Source organism: Streptomyces glaucescens (genome assembly GCF_000761215.1).
GTDB lineage: Bacteria > Actinomycetota > Actinomycetes > Streptomycetales > Streptomycetaceae > Streptomyces > Streptomyces glaucescens_B.
Window position 1 is genome coordinate 2,469,147 of the sequence record NZ_CP009438.1, and the last position, 20,481, is coordinate 2,489,627.

Consider the following 20,481-nt stretch of genomic DNA (forward strand, 5'->3'; position numbering starts at 1 on the left):
TCCCCGCGGAGTTCGGCGGCGGTGCGGCGAACTGGCGTGAGATCCGGCTCCGGGCGCCGGCCCAGCGGGGCTGGGCAGTATGTCGACGGTCCGGCGAAGAGCTACTCCCCTTCTGCGCCGTCCATGGTACGCGACCCGGCGCACGGCGATGCGTCCGAAAGTTCGATCACGAACCTTGTCGCGCCATGTACGCGTCATTAGCTTCTTACCGGGCGCACACCCGTACGCAACGCCCCGCCGCGAGCATTCCCACGCTCGCACACCGGCACCCCCACACCCCGAGGGAGTTCGCATGTCCAGGTTCTACGCGCGTCGACGGTTTGGCATGGTCACGGCATTCAGCGCGCTGCTCGCCTCGCTCGCGCTGGTCGACGCCCCGGCCGCCTCCGCCGCCCTGCCCACCCCCGTCAGCGCCGACACCGCCCGCACCTACCTCGCCGCCCTCCCCGTCGCCACCGAGGACCGCACCGGCTACAACCGCGACCTGTTCCCGCACTGGATCACCCAGTCCGGCACCTGCAACACCCGCGAGACGGTCCTCAAGCGCGACGGCTCGGGCGTCGTCACCGACTCCTCCTGCGCCGCCACCAGCGGCAGCTGGTACTCCCCCTACGACGGCGCCACCTGGACCGCCGCCTCCGACCTCGACATCGACCACCTCGTGCCGCTCGCCGAGGCCTGGGACTCCGGCGCGGACGGCTGGACCACCTCCCGCCGCCAGGCCTTCGCCAACGACCTGACCCGCCCCCAGCTCCTCGCCGTCACCGACAACGTCAACCAGGCCAAGGGCGACCAGGACCCGGCCACCTGGATGCCGTCCCGCACCGCCTACCACTGCACCTACGTGCGCGCCTGGGTGCAGGTGAAGTACTACTACGGCCTCTCCGTGGACTCCGCCGAGAAGAGCGCCCTGCAGAGCCGCCTCGCCGCCTGCTGAATCCTTTCCGCCCGGTCCGCCGCGTCCCGCGCGGGGAATCCCCCCGCGGCCCTCCGTCGTTCCGTACCGTACGGGGCGACGGAGGAGGATTTCCCATGACCGGACTGCGCCTCGGACCCCTGCTCAGATACACGGACGGCTCCACCGCGACCATCTGGGTCGAGACCGGCCGCCCCTGCACCGCCGAGGTGCGCTGCGCCGACGGCGCCCGGGGCAGCGCGCACACCTTCCAGGTGGCGGGCCACCACTACGCCCTGATCCCCGTCACCGGGCTCACCCCCGGCACCACCACCGCGTACGAGGTGCACCTCGACGGCACCCGCGTGTGGCCGCTGCCCGACTCCCCCTTCCCGCCCTCCGTCATCCGCACCGGCCTCGCCGACGACCCGGTGCGCGTCGCCTTCGGCTCCTGCCGCTGGGCCGCGCCGCCCGCCAGCGACCGGCCCGGCCCCACCGGGGACGCCCGCGAGAAGGACCCCGTCGGCCCCGACGCCCTCGACACCTTCGCCACCCGCCTCGCCGCCGACCCGGACACCGAGCGGCCCGACGTGCTCCTGCTCCTCGGCGACCAGGTGTACGCCGACGAGACCTCCCCGGCCACCCGCCGCTGGCTCGCCGGCCGCCGCGACCTGGACGAACCGCCCGGCAGCGGCGTGGCCGACTACGAGGAGTACACCCGGCTCTACTACGAGTCCTGGCTCGACCCCCAGGTGCGCTGGCTGCTCTCCACCGTGCCCAGCTGCATGATCTTCGACGACCACGACGTCATCGACGACTGGAACACCTCCGCCTCCTGGCTCGCCGACATGCGCTCCACCCCCTGGTGGCAGGAACGGCTGCTGAGCGGGCTGATGTCCTACTGGGTGTACCAGCACATCGGGAACCTGTCCCCGGCCGAGCTCGCCGAAGACCCCCTCTACGCGGCCGTGCACGACACACCCGACGCCACCGGCCTCCTGCGCGCCTTCGCCGCCCGCGCCGACGAGGACCCGACCACCGTGCGCTGGAGCTACCGGCGCGACTTCGGCCGGGTCCGGCTGGTCATGGTCGACTCCCGGGCGGCCCGCGTCCTGGAGGAGGGCTCCCGCTCCATGCTCGACCCCGGCGAGGCCGCCTGGGTGCGCGAACAGGCCCTCGCCGGCCGGGGCGACTACGACCACCTGCTCATCGGCACCTCCCTGCCCTGGCTGCTGCCGCCCCTGATGCACGACGCCGAGGCCTGGGACGCGGCGCTGTGCCGGGGCGAGAAGGGGCCGCGCTGGGCCCGGCTCGGGGAGAAGCTGCGCCGGGCCGCCGACCTGGAGCACTGGGCGGCGTTCCCCGGGTCCTTCGCCGACCTGGCCGGCCTGATCGCCGAGGCGGGCTCCGGGAGCGGGGCGCCCGCGACGGTGTGCGTGCTGTCCGGGGACGTCCACCACGCGTACATCGCCGAGCCCTCCTGGCCCGCCGGGCGCGGCCCGGACGCCCGCGTCCTGCAACTGACCTGCTCCCCCGTCCACAACCGCATCCCCCTCCCGCTGCACCTGGCCTTCCTGCTGGCCTGGACCGGTGCCGCGCGGTTCGCCGGGCGGCGGCTGGCGGGACACGGCGGCATCCCGAGACCGCCGGTGAAATGGCGCAAGACCGGCGGCCCCTGGTTCGGCAACCAGCTCATGACCCTCACCCTGCACGGGCGTTCGGCGGCACTGCGCCTGGAACAGGCCCGCGCGTGGCGGCGCGGCGGGGGCCGGCTGACCACGGTGAGCGAGTCGGTCCTCAGCGGCCGGTGAGGCCGGGCGGGGAGGGCGGCGGAAGGCGGCGGAAGGCGGCCGGTAAGAGGAGGGGGCGGCTGCCGGGGGCGGTCGGGATCGGCGGCGCCGGGGGCGGTCGAGACCTCTGGAAGGAAGGGTAAACACTGGCTAAATGTTGAACTTGCAAGCATTGATTAGGCACACCTAACGTGAGGCTCCCCACTCGGTTTCGTCCCCGACGGGTCCACCCGACCCGCCCGACCGAAGGAGCCCCCCACATGACCGAACGTCTCAACAGTGCACAGCCCTATGTGATCGGCCTGTACCGCGTCGTGGTCGGCCTGCTCTTCGCCTGCCACGGCGCCGCCTCCCTGTTCGGCGTTCTCGGCGGGGCGGCGGGCAGCGACGGCGGCACCGTGCCCGCCGGAACCTGGCCGGGCTGGTACGCGGCGGTGATCCAGCTCGTCGGCGGCGGGCTGGTGCTGCTCGGCCTCGGCACCCGCGTGGCCGCGTTCATCGCCTCCGGCTCGATGGCGTACGCCTACTTCGACGTCCACCAGTCCATGGGCCTGTGGCCCATGGAGAACGGCGGCGAGGCCGCGGCGATGTTCTGCTGGGCCTTCTTCGTGCTGGTCTTCACCGGTTCCGGCGCGTTCGGCCTGGACCGGCTGTTCGCCAGGCGGTCCGCCGAGCCGGAACCGGCACCCCACCAGGCCCCGGTGACGGCCTGACGGCATGAAGGCATGACGGTGTGACGGCTCGAGCCGGAGCCGGCACTCCGTCCGGGCGGTCCCGGGTCCCCGGGGCCGCCCGATACCGGCCACGCGGTGAACACCCCGTGCCGACCACGCGAGCCCCCCGTGAACCCCTTGTCACACCCCGGGCGTACCCTCTTAGGGCTTACGGGGGACAACGGGGAGTAACGGTGCTGGAGAGTGTGGGGTCACTGACGGGCAGTCCATGGATCTACGCCATGGTCGTCGCCTCGGTCCTGTTCGATGTGTTCCTGCCGGTCCTGCCGAGCGGGGTCCTGGTCATCATGGCGGCGACCGCGGCGGCCGCGGGCACCGGCGCCGCGACCGGCAAGGTCCCCCACGACGTCCCCGACATCCTCGTGCTGACCCTGTGCGCCACGACCGCGTCGATACTCGGCGACCTCGTCGCCTACCGCCTGGCCTGGCGCGGCGGCGACCGGCTGGACCGCGCCCTCGCCCGCTCACCCCGCCTCAGCCTGGCGCAGGAACGTCTCGGCGCGGCACTGGCCCGGGGCGGCGGCGCCCTCGTCGTACTGGCCCGGTTCGCTCCCGCGGGCCGCTCCGTCGTCTCCCTCGGCGCCGGCGCCGCCCGCCGCCGCGCCCGCGACTTCCTCCCCTGGTCCGCGCTGGCCGGCCTGTCCTGGGCCCTCTACAGCGTGGCCCTCGGCTACTTCGGCGCCCACTGGCTCGGCGCCACCTGGCTGGCCACGGGGGTGTCCGTGCTGGCGCTCGCCGGCGCGGGCGCCCTGGCCACGTACGTGGTACGCCGGACCTGATCCCGGCCGGCAGCGTCCGGGTCCTGCGCGAGCGCGCGGGTGACCAGCGCGTGCGCCCGCTGCCGTCCGGGCTGGGCACCCTGCATCCCGCCCGACGCCGTGCCCTGCGCGCCCGCCCCGCGGCGTGGTGCGCGCCCCCGGTCCGGCACCCCGTGTTCGCGCCCCGCGGCCCGACACCCCGAGGGTCCGCGCCCCGCGGCCCGGGTCCGCGGCCCGGATGGCCGCCCGACTCGCGGACCCGCCACCCCAGCCCACGGCCCGCCACCCTGCCACCCGGCCCGGCACCATGCCATGCGCAGCCCGCCCCGCGGCGTGGTGCGCGCCCCCCGGTCCGGCGCCCCGTGTTCGCGCCCCCCGGCCCGGCACCCCATGTGCGCGCCCCGCGGTCCGCGCCCCGCGCCGCGGTCCGTCACCCCGCCCTGCGGGCGGGTTGTCCGCGGACCTCCAGTCCCGCCAGGAGTTCGGCGGTGGCCTCGGCGATGGTGTCCACGGCCCGGTCGAAGACCTCGCGGTTGTGCGCGGCCGGTGCCCGGAACCCGGACACCTTCCGTACGTACTGCAACGCGGCGGCCCTGATGTCCTCCTCCGTCGCCTCCTCGGGCAACACGGGCGGACGCAGTGTCTTGATGCTCCGGCACATGGCTCCAGTCTCCCCCCGGCCGGCCGCACGCGTCTCGCTCTTCGACCCCGCACTGTGCCGATCGCCGTCCCGCCTGTCATGATCCGCTCCGAGGCGGCCACCGATCCCGGGGCCGACCGACGAGAGGAGCCACCCCGTGGCACACACCTTCGCCGTACTCGGCCCCGGCGGCGTGGGCGGACTGCTCGCCGCGCTGCTGTCCCGCGCCGGCCACCGAGTGATCTGCCTGTCCGGCGAGGACACCGCGCGTACCCTGCGCACCGGCGGCATCCGGGTGCGCAGCGCCCGCTTCGGCGACTTCACCGCGCCCGTCGAGGCCGCCACCGCGCTGCGCGAACCGGTCGACGCCTGCCTGATCACGGTCAAGCACACCGCGCTCGACGCCGCCCTGGACCGCCTCCCGGCGGACCCGGAAGCGCTCGGCGGGGCCCTGCTGGTCCCGTTCCTCAACGGGGTCGAACACCCCGCGCTGCTGCGTGCGCGCCACCGCCCCGAGCAGGTCGCCCCGGCCGCGATCCGCGTCGAGTCCACCCGGGTCGCCCCCGGCGAGATCGAGCACACCAGCCCGTTCGCCGAGATCGACCTGACCGGCGACCCGGTGCCGCGCGCCCGCCTCGACGCCCTCGCGGCGGTCTTCGCGGCGGCCGGTCCCGAGGCCCGGGTGCCGGCCGACGAAACGGCGACGCTCTGGGCGAAGATGTCGTTCCTGGCGCCGCTCGCCCTGCTCACCACCCGGTACGCGGTTCCGCTCGGCGAGGTGCGCAGCCGCCACCGTGAGGAGCTGGGCGCGCTGGTGGCGGAGACCGCCGCGGTGAGCCGCGCCTGCGGGGGCCCGGCCGACCCGGCCCGGGCACTGGCCCGCTACGACGCCTTCCCGGCCGCCACCAGGTCGTCCATGCAGCGCGACGCGGAAGCGGGCCGTCCGCTCGAACTGGACGCCATCGGCGGGGCGTTGCTGCGCGCGGCGGAGCGGCACGGGATCTCGGTGCCGGTCACCGAGCGGGTGGTGCGCGCCCTGCGCGACGCCGGGCTCTGATCCCGCGCGGCCGGCCGGCCTCGCCGTCAGCCCTCCTCGCCGCCCAGGTCGTACCACCAGTCGTGGCAGGTGATCCGGTGCCCCTTCGGGTACTCGAACCCGACCGGGCCGAGCAGCGTGAAACCGGCTCGCTCGCACACCTTGTTCGACGCCGTGTGCGTCACCTTCGGCCAGGCGTGCAGCCGGCGGTGGCGTCCGGCGGCCCGCGCCTCCTCGACGACGGCGCGGGCCGCCCGCACGGCGAGCCCGCGTCCCCGGAACCCGGGCAGCACCGCCCAGCCGGTCCCCCAGACCGTCCCGCCCCGCCACGCGCGCTCCCAGAACCCGACCGGGCCGGCGGTCCCGCCGCCGTCCGCGAGCACCACCCGGTACATCCGCCCCGCCGCCGGTTCCAGTTCCAGGTATCCGCGGTGCCGGGCGGCCGGCTCGTCCTCGCTCTCCGGCCCGCCCAGGTGCCCGGTCATCTCCAGGCTGCTGGTGCCGCGCAGCAGCCGGAAGTCGTCGTCCGCCCACGGCACGAGCCGCACGTCGCCGTCCATGCCGACCACGTCAGACGCCGGCACCGACAACGGGCCCGGCCCGCCCGGGGCCGGGCCCGCTCCGCTCCGCCTCAGTTGCGGCAGGTGTTGCCCACCGCGGGGTTGAGCAGCCCGACGATGTTGACCGAGTTGCCGCACACGTTCAGCTGCGCGTTGACCGGGATCTGGACGACGTTGCCGGACAGCAGGCCGGGCGAGTGCTTGGCCACGCCGACGGCGCAGACCTCGCTGGAGCCGCAGACGCCGCCGTGCGGCTCGCCCGCGGTGGCGGTGGTGGTGCCGGCCAGTGCCAGGGCGGCACCGGCGATGACGGTCGCGGCGATCCTCGCAGTGTTGCGCACGATGTTTCTCCTCGATCAGGTAGGGAGCGATGTGCACCGATTCTGTGCAGGGAAGTCACCGCGCCGCCGCCGTTGCTGCCCCGAACGAGGGAAGCCACTCGCGACCCAAAATCGAACAGGCGTAGCATTGGCGCGTGGCTACGACCTATGACTTTCCCAGCGATCTCCGTGCCGGTCAGGAGGAGCTGCATCAGGTCCGGGCCGAGCTGTCGGCCCTGCTGAAGCGGCTCCCCTGGTCGGTCGAGCCCCTGGACGGCTTCAGCGACGACGGCGGCTGGCGGAAGGTGGAGCGCCCCGCCTCCCCCGGCTGGTCCGCCGACGAACAGGCCGAGGTGGAGAAACTCCGCCGCCGCGAACACGAGCTCGCGGTCTTCGTCAGCACCCACCGCTACTGGTCGGAGCTGCCGGGCGCGGACCGGGTCGACGCCCGCTCCCGGCTGAAGCACGTCCACGAGGCGCCGGAGGAGGCGGGGCAGGACTGAGAGGGCCCCGAACGACGGAAGACCCCGGCCGATGCGGCCGGGGTCTTCGTGCGGTGGGCGCGGACGGTTTCGAACCGCCGACATCCTGCTTGTAAGGCAGGCGCTCTACCCCTGAGCTACGCACCCGAGAACGAGTCGACAGCCTACCTTGCCGCGGGCACTGCCCCGCAATCCCGTCGTACCGGGGTTCTCCTGGGGTTATCCCCACCCCGGATCCGGGAGCGTCCCGGATCCCGCGGCGGGCCGCGCGTCCGTACGGTCGGAGCACATCGCAACCGCGGCGCCCCGCGCACCGCGGCCCGACCCAGGGGGAGATCCGTCATGGCCCGTTCCACACCCGCTCGCGTCGCCGTCGCCGCCGGTGCCGTGGTGCTTCTGGTCGCGGGGCTCGGCGCCTGCTCCTCGGCCGGCGACGACGAGCACCCGGAGAAGCGGTCCTTCGCGCTGGAGGGCACCACCCTGACCGTGGACTCGGACGACTCCGCCCTGGAGATCGTCGCCGTCGGCGGGCAGGCCGCGGGCCGGATCGAGGTCACCCGCTGGTTCGACGGCTCGGTCGTGGCGGGCGGCGAACCGGAGACGACGTGGGCCATGGAGGACGGCGGCCGGCTGGTGCTCCGGGAGAACTGCTCGGGCTTCATCGCCGACTGCTCCACCAAGCACCGCATCGAGGTGCCGCACGGGGTCACCGTGAAGGTGGAGGACGGCGACGGCAGCGTCCGCGCCAGCGGCCTGCGGGACCCGCTGACCGTGCGTACGGGCGACGGGTCGGTCCACGTCACCGGCACCACCGGCCCGCTCGACCTGCGCACCGGCGACGGCTCGGTCCGCGTCGAGGACGCCACCGGCCCGCTGCGGATGCACACGGACGACGGTTCCATCCGCGCGGACGTCGACTCCCGTGAGGTCCGCGCCCGCAGCGGCGACGGCTCGGTGCGGCTGGAACTGGGCACCGTCCCGGACCTGGTGGAGTCCCGCAGCGGCGACGGCTCGGTCACCATCACCCTGCCCCGCGCCACCTACCGCGTCGCCGCCGGGACCGGCGACGGCGCGGTGGACGTGTCCGTCCCGCGCGACGACTCCAGCGGCCACGTGGTGTCCGCCCGCACCGGCGACGGCAAAGTCACGGTCCGCACGGCGAACTGACGGGCCCGTGTGTTCGTCCTCAACGGGTGGGAGAATGACACCGGGCAGGGCGGATGACAGCACGGGAGAGGGATGTGACGGCGACACCGCAGCAGCCGTACTCGCCGTCGACGCCGCGCGGGCGACGCCGCCCCCGCGCCGCCCCGCGAAGAGGCGCGCCGCCCGCCGCGGTCCGCGGCACCCTCGCTCTGCTCGCCCTCCCGCTGATCGCCGCGCTCGCCCTGCCCGCCGCCTTCACCGGCGGCGGCACCCGGCGGTGGTTCGGCGGGCGGGCGGAGAGCCAGCGGGCCGAGGCGCAGGCCGCGAAGGACGCGGCCGCCGCCGCGTTCTACGACCTGGACACCGCCCAGCGCGACCTGCGGATCTCCATCGAGACCATCGCCGCAGTCGACGACTCCCCCGCCGCCCGCCGGGCCGCCGCCGACTTCCAGGCGCTCGGCCTGCGCATCGACGAGGCCAGCCGCCGGTACATCCAGGCGGTCGACGCCCACGACCTGGACCGCGACGACCTGGAGGCCTCGGCCGCCGCCCGGGCCCGCACCGAGCTGACCGCCGCCAAGGACGAGCTGGACCGGGTCAGGAAGGACCTCGACCGGTTCACCGAGGGCCTCGGCCCGCTGCTCGGCAAGGCGGAGACCCGGCTGGCCCGGCTCGCCCCCGCCGTGGAGCGCGCCCGGCAGTCCCTGCTCGCCGCGACCACCGCCCTCGACACCGTCCGCGACGCGGGCCTGCGGGCCGACGACCTCGCCGCCCGGCTCGCCGCGCTCGCCCCCGAGCTGACCAAGCTCAACCAGGGCGCCGGGCAGCACGGCGTCCCGCAGACCCTGGAGCGCGCCGAGCGGGTCGCCCGGGAGGCCGGCACGATCCGCGCGGAGGCCGAACGGCTGCCGGAACGGGCCGCCGAGATCGACCGCCGGCTGGTCTCCCTGCGCACCCGCGCGGAGGCCCTGACCACCCGGTCCGAACAGGTCGAGCCGGTCCTCAGCGAGCTGCGCCGGCGGTTCACGGTGGCCTGCTGGCAGGACCTCCAGCACGTGCCGGAGCAGGCCGCCGAAACCGTCCGGCAGGCCGAGGCCAAGCTCCGCGAGGCCCGGACCGCACGGGAAGCCCAGCGCTGGGCGGACGCCACCGCGCTGCTGTCGACAGCCCGGGCACTGCTGAACTCCACCGACGAGGCCGTCTCCGCCGCCGGTGACCGGCTGCGCCGGCTGAACGCCGTGCAGAAGGACCCGCAGGCGGAGATCGACCGCACCCGGTTCGCCATCCGGGACGCCCAGCGGCTCGCCATGGCCGGCCGCAACACCCCCGACCCCCGCCACGCCCGCCCGCTGGACGACTCCGTGGCCCGGCTGGACCGCGCCGTCGCCGGCCTGGAGGGCCGCCACCCCGACTACTGGCACTTCCTCACCGAGACGGAGGCGGTGCGGCGCACGGTGGCGCGGGTGGTCACGCTGATCCGCGAGGAGCGCGGAGCCGGCGCCGGCCACTGAGCCCGGTGTGGTGGCGCACGGTACGAGGCAGGCGGATATTGGTGAACGAAAGGGATGAACGAGCCACCCCGCACGCCTGAGGGAGGCGCACATGGCCACACACGCGGTGCACCGGGGATCGCGGCGCCGGATCAGCTTCGACGATCACCTGCCCGTCGACCACCGGCTGAACAGGGTCTACCGGATCGGCGCGGGTCTGATGGGTCTCGTCCTGGTCGCGTTCGGCATCCTCGGCCTGATCGGCAAGGTGGGCTTCTTCGACACGCGCGGCGACCAGGTCGCCGGTCTGAACACCAACGGCGCGCTGAGCGTGCTGTCGATCTGTGTGGGACTGCTGCTCTTCGTCGGCATGGTGATCGGCGGCAACTTCGCGTCGACGCTCAACATGATCGTCGGAGCCGCCTTCATCCTCAGCGGCTTCCTCAACCTCGGACTGCTGAACACCGAGAACAACTTCCTCGCGTTCCGCATCCAGAACGTGCTGTTCAGCTTCGTCTACGGGGTGGTCCTCCTGACGTTCGGGATGTACGGCCGGGTCGGCTCGGCGCTCCCCCCGGACAACCCGTACTTCCGCGCCCGCCATCCCGAGCTGGCCACGGACGCCGGCGAGGACGGGGAGCAGCGTGCCGAACAGCGCCCGAAGGCGCTGCACCCGCCGGAGCCCGACCGTTAACCTGGGCGCATGCCACGCTACGAATACCGGTGCCGGACCTGCGGCGACACCTTCGAACTGAGCCGTCCGATGGCGGAGTCCGCCGACCCCGCGTCGTGCCCCGCGGGACACGACGACACGGTGAAGCTGCTGTCGACCGTGGCCGTCGGCGGAGCCGCCTCGGCCCCCGCGGCGCCCCGTGGGGGCGGCGGGGGCGGCGGGGGCGGCGGCTGCTGCGGTGGAGGGTGCTGCGGCTGAGACCGCGGCTGGACCGCGGCCGCGGCCTCACCCTCCGGACGCGCCGGCACCCGCGGGCGCGCACGGGGGCGCGTTCGCCCGGTCCCCGCGGGTGCGCGAGGCGCGTTCGCTAGATGCCCGCGCCCCCGGACAGGCCGGTGCGGGTGGCCTTCAGCAGTTCCCGCAGGATCCGCTCGCCCGCCAGCACCCCCCGCTCCGGCAGGGCCGTGATGGTCGGGGCGGTCCAGTCGCTGTCGGCCAGTTCGCCGTGGCCGGGGCGCCAGCCCCGGTCCGCGGCGAGGAGGAGGTCGGCGTCGAGCAGGGAGTCGCCCGCGGCCAGGGTCAGCTCGGCCCCGGTACGGCGGGCGACCTCGTGCAGGGCCGCGCTCTTGGTGAGCGGCTTGGGCACGGCGTAGAGCTTGCGGCCCTGGAGGGAGACCGTCCAGCCGCGGTTCTCCGCCCACACCGCCAGTTCCTTCACCCACTCCCCGGGCAGCAGCTCCCGCTCCACGACCAGGTAGGCGAAGAGGTCCTCGGCGATCCGGTGCTTGCGCACCCACGCGGGGTCCGCCGTGGCGAACAGGTGGTCGCGGACCTCGTCGAGGGAGGCGCACTCGTCGGCCAGCCGGGCGGTCACCCGGGCGTGCCAGGCGGGATCGGAGACGCCGTCCACCAGCAGGTGCCCGCCGTTGGCGCAGATCGCGTAGGCGGGCGGCGGGCCCGGCAGGTTGATCCGCAGGTACTGCTTGCGGGTCCGCGTCGTGGCCGGGACGAACACCGCCGCGTCCCCGAGGTCGCCGAGCAGCCCGGCCGCCGTCTCGGTCAGGTACGACAGCGGTCTGCTCTCGTGCACCTCGACGCACAGCAGCCGGGGGGCCCGCGCGTCCGGCATGGTCAGCGAGAGCGCCGCCGACGAGTAGATCAGCGTACGGTCCAGGTCGCTCGCCACGAGCACCGGCATCAGACGGCCACCGCCTTTCCGTCGGCGCCGGTGGCGCCGCGTGTGTACTTCGGATGGATGAGCCCGACACAGGTGTAGGGCAGGCCGGCGACCTCCTCGACCGGCACGCCGCGCTGCTCGGCCAGCAGCCGCACGTGGTCGAGGTCCGGGCCGGCCCCGGCGCGCGCGAGGATCTTCCACGGGACGCGGCGCAGCAGCACGCGCGTGGTCTCGCCGACGCCGGGCTTGACCAGGTTCACGTCGTGGATCCCCTGCTCCTCACTGATCCGTTCGACGGCCGCCCAGCCCTCCCAGGTGGGGGTGCGGTCCGCGGCCAGCAGCTCCTTGACCTGCGCGTCGACCGCGTCACCGACCTCGGTGAAGCGGTCGGTGACCGCGTCGAGGAAGGCCACCGAGACGTCGGCGCCGGCGAGTTCGCGGTAGAACTTCGCGCCGTGGTAGTCGTGCGGGCCGACCAGGTCGGCGCGCAGCACGGTGCGGGAGATCAGCCCGGAGACCGTGGAGTTGAGGCAGGCGGAGGGGATCAGGAAGTCCTCGCGGGTGCCGTAGGTGCGCACGCACGAACCCGGGTCGGCGAGCACGGCGATCTCCGGGTCGAAGCCGCCGACGCCGGCCGTCTCCTCGAACTGGGCGAGGGCAGCGCCGAGTTCGCGGGTGATGGCGCCCTTCCCGGTCCAGCCGTCGACGAACACCACGTCCGCCGGGTCGTGGTGGGCGGCCAGCCAGCGCAGCGCGTTGGCGTCGATGCCGCGGCCGCGGACGATGGAGACGGCGTAGTGCGGCAGGTCGAGGCCGTGCCGGTGCCGCGCCCAACGGCGCATCAGCACACCGACCGGGGTGCCCGCGCGGGCCAGCGAGACCAGGACGGGGCGGGGCGAGCGCTCCGCGAGCACGGTCTCCGTGACCGCGCCGACGGCGGTGGCGATGCGGGCTGCGGAGGCGTCCAGCGCGGAGTGGAACAGCCGCTGGTACTCCTCGCTGGGCTGGTACTCGACCGGCAGCGACTCGGCGTAGTGGGCGCCGCCGCTCTGGATGGCCTCCTCGCGCTCCTCGGTCGGCGCCTCCAGCGTGACGTCCGACAGGTCCTGGAGCAGCCAGCCCACCTCGTCGGGCGCGTACGAGGAGAAGGCGGGGCCGCGGAGGGGCTCGGGCAGCATGGCGGGCCTTTCGGGGGCCTCGGCGGCCCCGGGGACGTACGACGGGACGACCGTGAGCAGGACGTGCGGGATGTGCTCGGCGAGCCGGGCGAGCAGGCCGTCGGGGGCGTGCAGCGCGGGCGTGTCGGCGGCCGAGTCGACGACGGCGACGACGGCGTCGAAGCCGGCGCCCGCGACGTTGTAGGCGTAGCGCTCGCCGGGGCCGTCGGCGGGGTCGTCGTGGGCGGGGAAGACCAGGCGGGTGCGGATCGCGTAGCCCGGGTCGTCGACGGCGAGGACGGGTGAGCGGGTGGTGGTGGAGAACCGTATCTCCGCGGAGGGCGTCCGCTGTTCCAGCTCGTGCGCGAGGCGCAGGGGGGTGTACATCAGCTCCTCGAAGCCGAGGACGTGCACGCGGCGCGCGCCTTCGGGGAGGGCGTCGGCGATGCGGGCGGCCATGCCCGGGAGGGCGGCTTCCAGGCGGGCGCGGTGCCCGGGGGTGAAGCCGTGGCGGGCGCCGTCGGGCAGGCCGCGGGGCCATCGCAGGTCGACCCTGGTGATCCGGCCGTCGGACGGCCGCGGGCCGGCGGGGGCCTGGCGTGCGGTCGCCCCCGCCCCCGGGTGGGGGTCCTCGAACCGCGTCACCAGCTCCCGGCCCTTCTCCAGGACGCCTTCCGGCAGGCGTACGGTCCCGCACGCCGTCGTCACCAGGTCCACCCGGACGCCCATCTCCGCGGCGAACGCGTCCAGGCGGCCGGCGTCGGCCGGGGAGCGCATGTCGACCAGGGCGACCACGACGTAGTGGTCGCGGGGGTGGCGGGCGTGCAGGTCGCGGATGGTGTTGAGGATCGTGTTGCCGGTGGAGAACTCGTCGTCGACGAGGACGAGCGGGCCGGACCCGGCGAGCAGGGCGGGGTCCTCGGGCAGGAGGAGGTGGGAGGTGGCGTGCGAGTGGGACTCCTCGAAGCCGCCCGCCCGCGCGACCCCGGGCACCGGACGGCGGGTGGAGTGCAGGCAGGGCGCGAGGGCCAGGCCGTCGGCGACGGACTGGCCGAGTCCGGTGGCGGTCTCCGCGTAGCCGAGGACGACCGCCCGGCGGGCCGCGTCGTCGCCCAGCAGCTCCCGCACCCGGCGGCCCAGTGCGAGGCCGTGGCCGTACACCACGGACGGCGACTGGGGGACGTGCTTGCCGAGTACGTTCGACACGAGCAGATGGGCCCGCTTGGGGTTGCGGCGCAGGGCCAGCCCGAGCAGGCCGGTCAGCGTGTCGTCACCGTCGAGTTCGACCCCCAGCCGCCGGGCGACCCAGCTGCCGGACCAGACCCCGTCGTTCACTGCCTTGTTCATACGTCCCTTGAGTAGAGGTTTCCACGTCTCGTGGGCGGCCGGTTCAGGTGGGGATCCCGGCCGCCAGCAGGTCGACGAAGCCGACGTCCCCGTGCGCCACCCCGAACACCTCGGCGCGCAGCAGGGTCCGCTCGGCCCAGGCGCGGTGCGGCTTCACCTCGTTCATCTTGTTCGTGTACGCCGACCTGAGCACACCACCGCCGCCGCGCTCGGGGCGCAGGATGTCCTGCGCGTCACTGAACTCCTCGTGACTGACCACCGACAGTGCGTGCACGGGCAGTACGTGGGAGGGGTGGATGCAGGTCTTGCCGAGCAGGCCGTTGGCCTGGTCCAGCGAGATCTCCCGCAGCAGCCCGTCCATGGCGTGCTCGATCAGTCTCTCGCGCAATTCCTCCGCCTGCCCCTCCAGGAAGGGGCTGCGGCGCAACTGCGGCTTGAACATGCGCTCCTGGACCCGGAAGTACTCCCACACCGGCCCGGTCACCGTGAACCCGGAGCCGTCGGCGCGGCCCAGCATGTTCACCACGTCGGCGATGACGGAGGCGACGACCTGCACGTCGTACGCCGTCATGTCGGGGGCCCGGCGCAGGCCGTACGACGAGCAGAAGTCGGTGACGCCCAGGCGCAGCGCCAGGACCCGCTCGCGGTACTTGTCGACGGCCCGGAAGATCCCCTCCAGGGTCTCCACCCGGGACTCCCGGTACAGCAGCTCCGGCGACTCCAGCACGGGCATGGCGAACAGCCGCCGCCCGCTCGACGCCTCGGCCGCCGCCACCGCCTCCAGGAACGGCACACCGCGTTCCCCAGTGAACTTCGGCAGCACGAAACCGGACAGCAGCCGCACCGAGGGGCCCAGGCGGCGGGTGAGGTCGGGGATCTGCTCGGGGGTGCGGACCCGGACGAACAGCAGCGGCGGCTCGGCCGCGGCGGGGCGGCCGGCGAGATCCGCGAACTGCCTGACGAGGTTCTCCTCGCCGGCGGCGACGTCCGCGTCGTCGATCGAGTCCTCCAGGCACAGCACCATCGAGACCACGCCACGGCCGGTCTGCTTCAGGATGTCGTCGGCGAGCCGCGGCCGGGTGGCCGGGCTGTACAGCGTGGCGCCCAGGGCAGCGGACAGCAGCCGGGCCGGGGAGTCCGGGGTGAACTCGCACGGCTCCCGGTGGAAGAGGCGCTGTCGCACCTCGGGGGCGATGTGCCCGAAATGACGCATGAAACTCCCCCGTGGCGCGGGATGGGCCGGTGGTGTGTCGGGAAAACGTGCTGACAGGTGGCCGGTAATAGTACGTAGAACTCCATGTCACGGGTTCCCACAGGGCATGAATTTCCCGTAACGGGGTCTCCGCCGGACGCGCTCCGCGACATCCCACCCCGCGTTGTCGTGACCAGGACGGAGAAGGCAGGATGATCGCATGACGCACGCCATGCTGAAGGGGTCGAACGTCCCGCTCGAAGCCACGACGGTGCGCGCCGTGCTGCGCTGGACGCCCGGGCAGGGGGTCCCGGACGTCGACGTCTCGGCCCTGCTCCTCGGCCCCGACGGCCGTGTGCGCTCCGACGAGGACTTCGTCTTCTACAACCAGCCCCGGCACCCCTCCGGGACGGTGTGGCGGCTCGGCAAGAAGCGGGTGGCCGAAGGTCTGACCGACACGATCCAGACGGATCTGGCCGGTGTCGAGCCCGCCGTCGGGCAGATCCTCCTCGTCGCGTCGGCGGACGGTGTCGCCTTCGACCGGGTACGGGACCTGCGCATCCTGGTGTACGACGCCGCCGCGGACGGGGAGCCGCTGGCGTACTTCGACGTCAAGCCGGAGACCGGCGAGGAGACCGCGCTGATCTGCGGGGAGCTGTACCGCCGCGGCGACACCTGGAAGTTCCGCGCCCTCGGCGAGGGGTACGCCAACGGCCTCAAGGGCCTGGCCACGGACTTCGGCATCTCGGTGGACGAGTCGGAGGCCGCGGAGGAGCCGGCCGCGGCCGCGCCCACGGCGGAGGTCTCCCAGCCCCTCCCGCCGGAGCAGCCCACCCAGGCGATCCCCCCGCAGCCCGCCTACGGCTACCCGCAGCAGCCCCCGCCCACCGCCCCCGCCTACGGCTACCCCCAGCCGGCCAGCCCCCCGTCCTACGGCACCCCGCAGCCCACGGCCGAGTTCCGCATGCCGCCGCAGGGCCCGCAGTTCATCGGCCGGTAGGGCAGACCCGCCGCGGCGGCCCGGGGGCGTACCGGTCCGCGGCTGCGCCGCAAGGGCGCGGGCCCGGGGCGGGGCCCACCGCACCCGGGCAGCGGGCCCCGCGCCTCACGCGCCCCGCCTCACCGCTCCGCCTTGGTCTTGTGCCCCCGCCCCCACTGCAGTCCCCACCCGTACAGCCGGTCCAGCTCCGCCTGGAAGCCGTACACGAACTTCACCTCGCGCCGGACGATCATCTCCCCCTTCACGTTCTCGATCGTCACCACCGCGCAGGACCGCGCCTGCGGGTGCCGCTCGTCGAGGTGGATCTCCACCCGGGGCCCGTTGCTCGGGTACAGCGTCACCACGGCCTGCGTCCGGTCGAACGCCGGCGTCTGGTCGTAGATGTAGACGAACACCAGCAGCCGCTTGATCGCCTCGCGGTGGTCGAGGTTGACGTAGATCGTCTCCCCGGACCCGGAGCCGAACCGGTCGTCGCCGGTGAGCTTCACGTACGGCGGCGCGTTCACGTCGCCGAAGTAGCCGCCGAGCGGCTGCACCACCCCCTTCGTGCCGTCCTGCAGCTCGTACAGGCAGCCCAGGTCGAGGTCGACGTTGACCATGCTCTGGCTGTGCCCCAGCACCTCCGGCGGCTTCAGCGCCTTGAACGGGTGGCGCAGCAGGCTCTCCCGCTGCGGCCCCCCGATGTCGGAGCTGCGCATCCGCCAGGACAGGTTGATCCGCAGGTTCCCGGTCGCCGCGCCCTGCCTGGTCAGCGACACCTGACCGTTCCGCTTGGTCAGCTCGATGGCGTTGGTGGCGGCGCTGCCCGAGTCGAACTCGGCCGCCCGTCCACGCCGCCACCCGTCCAGCAAGCCCATTCCCGCCCCCTGATCATCACCGGTCGCACACGACGGCGGGGCGGCCGCGAGGACGTCAGTCCCCGACGACCGCCCCGCTCAGAGCGTTCCTCACCCGCGCGGGCGTCACACCCCGGACGACACCTCGGTCTTGCCGGAGGAGCCGGACTCGGCCGCCGCCAGCGCCTTGTTGCGGCGGACGGAGGACCAGAACGACGCGGCGATCAGCAGGACACCGATGGAACCGGTGATGAGCTCGGAGATCTCGTACTGGATGGTGACCAGCAGGATCACCGCGAGCGCGCCGATGGCGTAGTGGGCGCCGTGCTCCAGGTAGACGTACTCGTCGAGGGTGCCCTGGCGGACCAGGTACACGGTGAGCGACCGGACGTACATGGCGCCGATGCCGAGGCCGAGGGCCATCAGCACGATGTCGTTGGTGATGGCGAAGGCGCCGATGACACCGTCGAAGGAGAACGACGCGTCCAGGACCTCCAGGTAGAGGAACATGAAGAACGCGGCCTTGCCCGCCAGGACGACCGCCGAACGCGGCTTGCCGGCCCGCACGGCCTCCTCCTCGGCCTCGTGCTCGCGCTCCTCCTCTTCCTCCAGCTTGTCCTCGAAGTAGCCGGAGAGACCGCCGACGACCAGGTAGGTGATGAGACCGGCGACGCCGGAGAGCAGCACCGTCTCCGCCTTGTCCGCGGGCCCGGCGTGCAGGTGGGCGTGGGTGGCGAAGGTCATCGAGGTGATCAGCAGGACGATCAGCGCGATGCAGACCGACAGCATGTCGACCTTGCCCAGCTTGGCCAGCGGGCGCTCCAGCCAGCCCAGCCACTTGATGTCCCGGTCCTCGAAGATGAAGTCGAGGAAGATCATCAGCAGGAACATGCCGCCGAAGGCCGCGATCGCCGGATGGGCGTCGGTGACCAGTTCCTCGTAGCGGTTCTGGTCGGTGAGCGCGAGGTCGACGGCCTCGATCGGCCCGAGCTGGGCGCTGATGGAGACGATCACGACCGGGAAGACCAGCCGCATGCCGAAGACGGCGATGAGGATGCCGACCGTCAGGAAGATCTTCTGCCAGAACGGGCTCATCTTCTTGAGGATTCCGGCGTTGACCACCGCGTTGTCGAAGGACAGCGAGATTTCCAGGACGGAGAGGATCGCCACGACACCGAAGGCGGTCCACCCCCCGTAGAAGACCGCCGCGACGAGGCCGAGCGCGGTGACCGCGAACGACCAGCCGAACGTTTTCAGAACCACTGGCAACCCAATCCCTTGTGTACGGGCTGTACGGGATCCTCCCCCGCGCCGCACCCGGCTTTACGAAACGTTGACTCCGAAGTCTAGAGCGATGCCCCGCAGCCCCGACGCGTACCCCTGTCCGACCGCCCGGAACTTCCATTCTCCGTGGTAGCGGTAGACCTCGCCAAAGATCATGGCGGTCTCGGTGGAGGCGTCCTCGCTGAGGTCGTAACGGGCCAGCTCCACACCGTCGGCCTGGTTGACCACCCGGATGAAGGCGTTGGCGACCTGGCCGAAGGTCTGTCCCCGCTCGTCGGCGAGGTGGATCGAGACCGGGAAGACGATCTTGTCGCACTGGGCGGGGACCTTCGACAGGTCGACCAGGAGCGACTCGTCGTCGCCGTCGCCCTCGCCGGTGAGGTTGTCACCGGTGTGCTCGACCGAGCCGTCCGGGCTCTTGAGCTGGTTGTAGAAGACGAACCACTCGTCGCCCATGACCCGGCCGCCGCTGCACATCAGGGCGCTGGCGTCGAGGTCGAAGGGGGCTCCGGTGGTGGAGCGCGCGTCCCAGCCGAGCCCGATCATCACCTGCGTGAGGTTCGGTGCGGCCTTGGACAGGGAGACGTTGCCTCCCTTGGCGAGCGTGACGCCCATGTTGCTTGTCCCTCCCCGAGGTGATGCGCGTTCTCTGGCTGTCCTGCGCGTCCGGCGCCGCACGTAAACCGTGCGACGCCGGACAGAGACCTCCGAAAGACCTTCGGACGGCTCAGACGTTCACGCCGAAGTCCTGCGCGATGCCGCGCAGGCCCGAGGCGTAGCCCTGGCCGATGGCGCGGAACTTCCACTCCGCGCCGTGCCGGTACAGCTCGCCGAAGACCATGGCGGTCTCGGTGGAGGCGTCCTCACTGAGGTCGTAACGGGCGATCTCCGCGCCGCCGGCCTGGTTCACCACGCGGATGAACGCGTTGCGCACCTGGCCGAAGGACTGCTGGCGGTTCTCGGCGTCGTAGATCGACACCGGGAAGACGATCTTGTCCACCTCGGCCGGGACACCGGCGAGGTCGACCTTGATCTGCTCGTCGTCGCCCTCGCCCTCACCGGTGAGGTTGTCACCGGTGTGCTCCACCGAGCCGTCGGGGCTCTTGAGGTTGTTGAAGAAGACGAAGTGGCCGTCGCTGATGACCTTGCCGGCGTTGTTCAGCAGCAGCGCGCTCGCGTCGAGGTCGAAGTCCGTGCCGGTCGTGGTGCGCACGTCCCACCCCAGACCGACGATGACCGCGGTCAGGCCCGGGGCCTCCTTGGTCAGCGAAACGTTGCCGCCCTTGCTGAGGCTGACTCCCACGAGTCCTCCATTGGTGTTTTGGGGCGGGGAGCCCCGTCGTGCGTTGGTAAGGGATCGAACGAGTCGATCCTAGTGACGGGTTCCCGGACACCGCAGGCGCTGGGTCCGGGGAATCAGAGGGTGTCGAGCGCCCTGACGTACTCGTTCAGGTCACGGGCGTCCGGCAGGCCGTTGACGACCGTCCAGCGGACCACGCCCTCCTTGTCGATGACGAAGGTGCCGCGCACCGCGCAGCCCTTGCCCTCGTCGAAGACGCCGTAGGCGCGGCTGACCTCGCCGTGCGGCCAGAAGTCGCTCAGCAGCGGGTACTCCAGGCCCTCCTGCTCGGCGAAGACGCGCAGGGTGTGGATGGAGTCGTTGGACACGGCGAGCACCTGGGTGTCGCGGTCGGCGAACTTCGGCAGGTTGTCGCGCACCTCGCACAGCTCTCCGGTGCAGACACCGGTGAAGGCGAAGGGGTAGAAGAGCAGCACCACGTTCTTGTCGCCGCGGAAGTCGGAGAGCTTCACGGTGCGGCCGTGGTTGTCCAGCAGTTCGAAGTCGGGCGCCTTGTCGCCGACCTGGATCGCCATCGTCGTGTCATCCCTTCGATGAGCCGTTCGGACGATGACACCCTACGCAGCGACCGGGGCAGCCCGGCGGACGGGTCGAGGCGGCCCGA

Annotated in this window: 22 protein-coding genes and 1 tRNA gene; 11 read left to right on the top strand and 12 right to left on the bottom strand. The window is 73.1% G+C overall.

Annotated features, from left to right (window positions below):
- Positions 1-292 precede the first annotated feature (292 nt).
- The 4 genes from SGLAU_RS10625 to SGLAU_RS10640 all read left to right on the top strand — a co-directional run bounded on the left by SGLAU_RS10625 (position 293) and on the right by SGLAU_RS10640 (position 4,198).
- Positions 293-937 carry an HNH endonuclease family protein gene (locus SGLAU_RS10625; protein ID WP_043500492.1) on the top strand — a complete coding sequence of 215 codons (645 nt, stop codon included), beginning with the start codon at positions 293-295 and terminating at the stop codon, positions 935-937.
- Positions 938-1,032: 95 nt separating this feature from the next.
- Entirely contained in the window at positions 1,033-2,706 is a 1,674-nt protein-coding gene (locus SGLAU_RS10630) for an alkaline phosphatase D family protein (protein WP_043500494.1), read from the top strand.
- 239 nt (positions 2,707-2,945) lie between these two features.
- Positions 2,946-3,398, top strand: a complete 453-nt coding sequence (locus SGLAU_RS10635; protein ID WP_043500496.1) for a DoxX family protein — start codon at positions 2,946-2,948, stop codon at positions 3,396-3,398.
- A gap of 194 nt (positions 3,399-3,592) precedes the next feature.
- Positions 3,593-4,198, top strand: coding sequence for a DedA family protein (locus SGLAU_RS10640; protein WP_043500497.1), 606 nt, complete (start codon positions 3,593-3,595; stop codon positions 4,196-4,198).
- Between the two features lie 409 nt (positions 4,199-4,607).
- On the opposite strand, the gene SGLAU_RS10645 is transcribed toward SGLAU_RS10640, so the two are convergent.
- Positions 4,608-4,838, bottom strand: a complete 231-nt coding sequence (locus tag SGLAU_RS10645; RefSeq protein WP_043500498.1) for a DUF2277 domain-containing protein — start codon at positions 4,836-4,838, stop codon at positions 4,608-4,610.
- A 136-nt stretch (positions 4,839-4,974) separates the two neighbouring features.
- Here SGLAU_RS10645 and SGLAU_RS10650 point away from each other — a divergent pair, with 136 nt between their 5' ends.
- Complete coding sequence (locus tag SGLAU_RS10650; protein ID WP_099052795.1) at positions 4,975-5,874, top strand: ketopantoate reductase family protein; 900 nt, start codon at positions 4,975-4,977, stop codon at positions 5,872-5,874.
- Positions 5,875-5,900: 26 nt separating this feature from the next.
- Here SGLAU_RS10650 and SGLAU_RS10655 read toward each other — a convergent pair whose 3' ends face one another.
- Together SGLAU_RS10655 and SGLAU_RS10660 are read right to left on the bottom strand one after the other, a co-directional pair.
- The gene (locus SGLAU_RS10655) at positions 5,901-6,413 is read right to left on the bottom strand and encodes a GNAT family N-acetyltransferase (protein WP_043500503.1); all 513 of its coding nucleotides are present in this window, start codon (positions 6,411-6,413) and stop codon (positions 5,901-5,903) included.
- A gap of 71 nt (positions 6,414-6,484) precedes the next feature.
- Positions 6,485-6,754 (bottom strand): chaplin, encoded by a 270-nt coding sequence (locus SGLAU_RS10660; RefSeq protein WP_043500505.1) that lies wholly within the window; start codon positions 6,752-6,754, stop codon positions 6,485-6,487.
- A 134-nt stretch (positions 6,755-6,888) separates the two neighbouring features.
- Here SGLAU_RS10660 and SGLAU_RS10665 point away from each other — a divergent pair, with 134 nt between their 5' ends.
- On the top strand, positions 6,889-7,236 hold the full coding sequence (locus tag SGLAU_RS10665; RefSeq protein WP_043500507.1) for a hypothetical protein: 348 nt from the start codon (positions 6,889-6,891) through the stop codon (positions 7,234-7,236).
- A gap of 54 nt (positions 7,237-7,290) precedes the next feature.
- Here the strand turns inward: SGLAU_RS10665 and SGLAU_RS10670 are convergent.
- Positions 7,291-7,362 (bottom strand) — tRNA-Val (locus SGLAU_RS10670).
- Between the two features lie 195 nt (positions 7,363-7,557).
- Here SGLAU_RS10670 and SGLAU_RS10675 point away from each other — a divergent pair.
- The 4 genes from SGLAU_RS10675 (at position 7,558) to SGLAU_RS10690 (ending at position 10,782) form a co-directional block, all read left to right on the top strand.
- On the top strand, positions 7,558-8,382 hold the full coding sequence (locus SGLAU_RS10675; protein ID WP_043500508.1) for a DUF4097 family beta strand repeat-containing protein: 825 nt from the start codon (positions 7,558-7,560) through the stop codon (positions 8,380-8,382).
- A 74-nt stretch (positions 8,383-8,456) separates the two neighbouring features.
- The gene (locus tag SGLAU_RS10680) at positions 8,457-9,872 is read left to right on the top strand and encodes a hypothetical protein (protein WP_043500510.1); all 1,416 of its coding nucleotides are present in this window, start codon (positions 8,457-8,459) and stop codon (positions 9,870-9,872) included.
- 91 nt (positions 9,873-9,963) lie between these two features.
- Entirely contained in the window at positions 9,964-10,545 is a 582-nt protein-coding gene (locus tag SGLAU_RS10685; RefSeq protein WP_078957671.1) for a DUF4383 domain-containing protein, read from the top strand.
- 9 nt (positions 10,546-10,554) lie between these two features.
- Positions 10,555-10,782 (top strand): FmdB family zinc ribbon protein, encoded by a 228-nt coding sequence (locus SGLAU_RS10690; RefSeq protein WP_043500512.1) that lies wholly within the window; start codon positions 10,555-10,557, stop codon positions 10,780-10,782.
- 109 nt (positions 10,783-10,891) lie between these two features.
- Here SGLAU_RS10690 and SGLAU_RS10695 read toward each other — a convergent pair whose 3' ends face one another.
- Genes SGLAU_RS10695 through SGLAU_RS10705 form a run of 3 tightly spaced genes read right to left on the bottom strand, consistent with a single transcriptional unit; the run spans position 10,892 to position 15,418 of the window.
- The gene (locus SGLAU_RS10695; RefSeq protein ID WP_043500514.1) at positions 10,892-11,722 is read right to left on the bottom strand and encodes a hypothetical protein; all 831 of its coding nucleotides are present in this window, start codon (positions 11,720-11,722) and stop codon (positions 10,892-10,894) included.
- Entirely contained in the window at positions 11,722-14,205 is a 2,484-nt protein-coding gene (locus SGLAU_RS10700; RefSeq protein WP_043500516.1) for a phosphoribosyltransferase, read from the bottom strand. Before SGLAU_RS10700 ends, SGLAU_RS10695 begins: the two co-directional genes overlap by 1 nt.
- A gap of 43 nt (positions 14,206-14,248) precedes the next feature.
- Positions 14,249-15,418, bottom strand: coding sequence for an HpcH/HpaI aldolase/citrate lyase family protein (locus SGLAU_RS10705; protein ID WP_043500517.1), 1,170 nt, complete (start codon positions 15,416-15,418; stop codon positions 14,249-14,251).
- A gap of 199 nt (positions 15,419-15,617) precedes the next feature.
- Here SGLAU_RS10705 and SGLAU_RS10710 point away from each other — a divergent pair, with 199 nt between their 5' ends.
- Positions 15,618-16,397 carry a TerD family protein gene (locus SGLAU_RS10710; RefSeq protein WP_043500520.1) on the top strand — a complete coding sequence of 260 codons (780 nt, stop codon included), beginning with the start codon at positions 15,618-15,620 and terminating at the stop codon, positions 16,395-16,397.
- Positions 16,398-16,516: 119 nt separating this feature from the next.
- On the opposite strand, the gene SGLAU_RS10715 is transcribed toward SGLAU_RS10710, so the two are convergent.
- From SGLAU_RS10715 to SGLAU_RS10735, 5 genes are all read right to left on the bottom strand, one after another.
- Complete coding sequence (locus tag SGLAU_RS10715; RefSeq protein WP_043500523.1) at positions 16,517-17,254, bottom strand: TerD family protein; 738 nt, start codon at positions 17,252-17,254, stop codon at positions 16,517-16,519.
- Between the two features lie 105 nt (positions 17,255-17,359).
- Positions 17,360-18,496, bottom strand: a complete 1,137-nt coding sequence (locus SGLAU_RS10720; RefSeq protein WP_043500525.1) for a DUF475 domain-containing protein — start codon at positions 18,494-18,496, stop codon at positions 17,360-17,362.
- Positions 18,497-18,556: 60 nt separating this feature from the next.
- On the bottom strand, positions 18,557-19,132 hold the full coding sequence (locus SGLAU_RS10725) for a TerD family protein (protein WP_043500526.1): 576 nt from the start codon (positions 19,130-19,132) through the stop codon (positions 18,557-18,559).
- A 112-nt stretch (positions 19,133-19,244) separates the two neighbouring features.
- Positions 19,245-19,820, bottom strand: a complete 576-nt coding sequence (locus tag SGLAU_RS10730) for a TerD family protein (RefSeq protein WP_043500528.1) — start codon at positions 19,818-19,820, stop codon at positions 19,245-19,247.
- A 113-nt stretch (positions 19,821-19,933) separates the two neighbouring features.
- Positions 19,934-20,392: a peroxiredoxin gene (locus SGLAU_RS10735; protein WP_043500530.1), complete on the bottom strand. Its 459-nt coding sequence runs from the start codon at positions 20,390-20,392 to the stop codon at positions 19,934-19,936.
- Positions 20,393-20,481 lie beyond the last annotated feature (89 nt).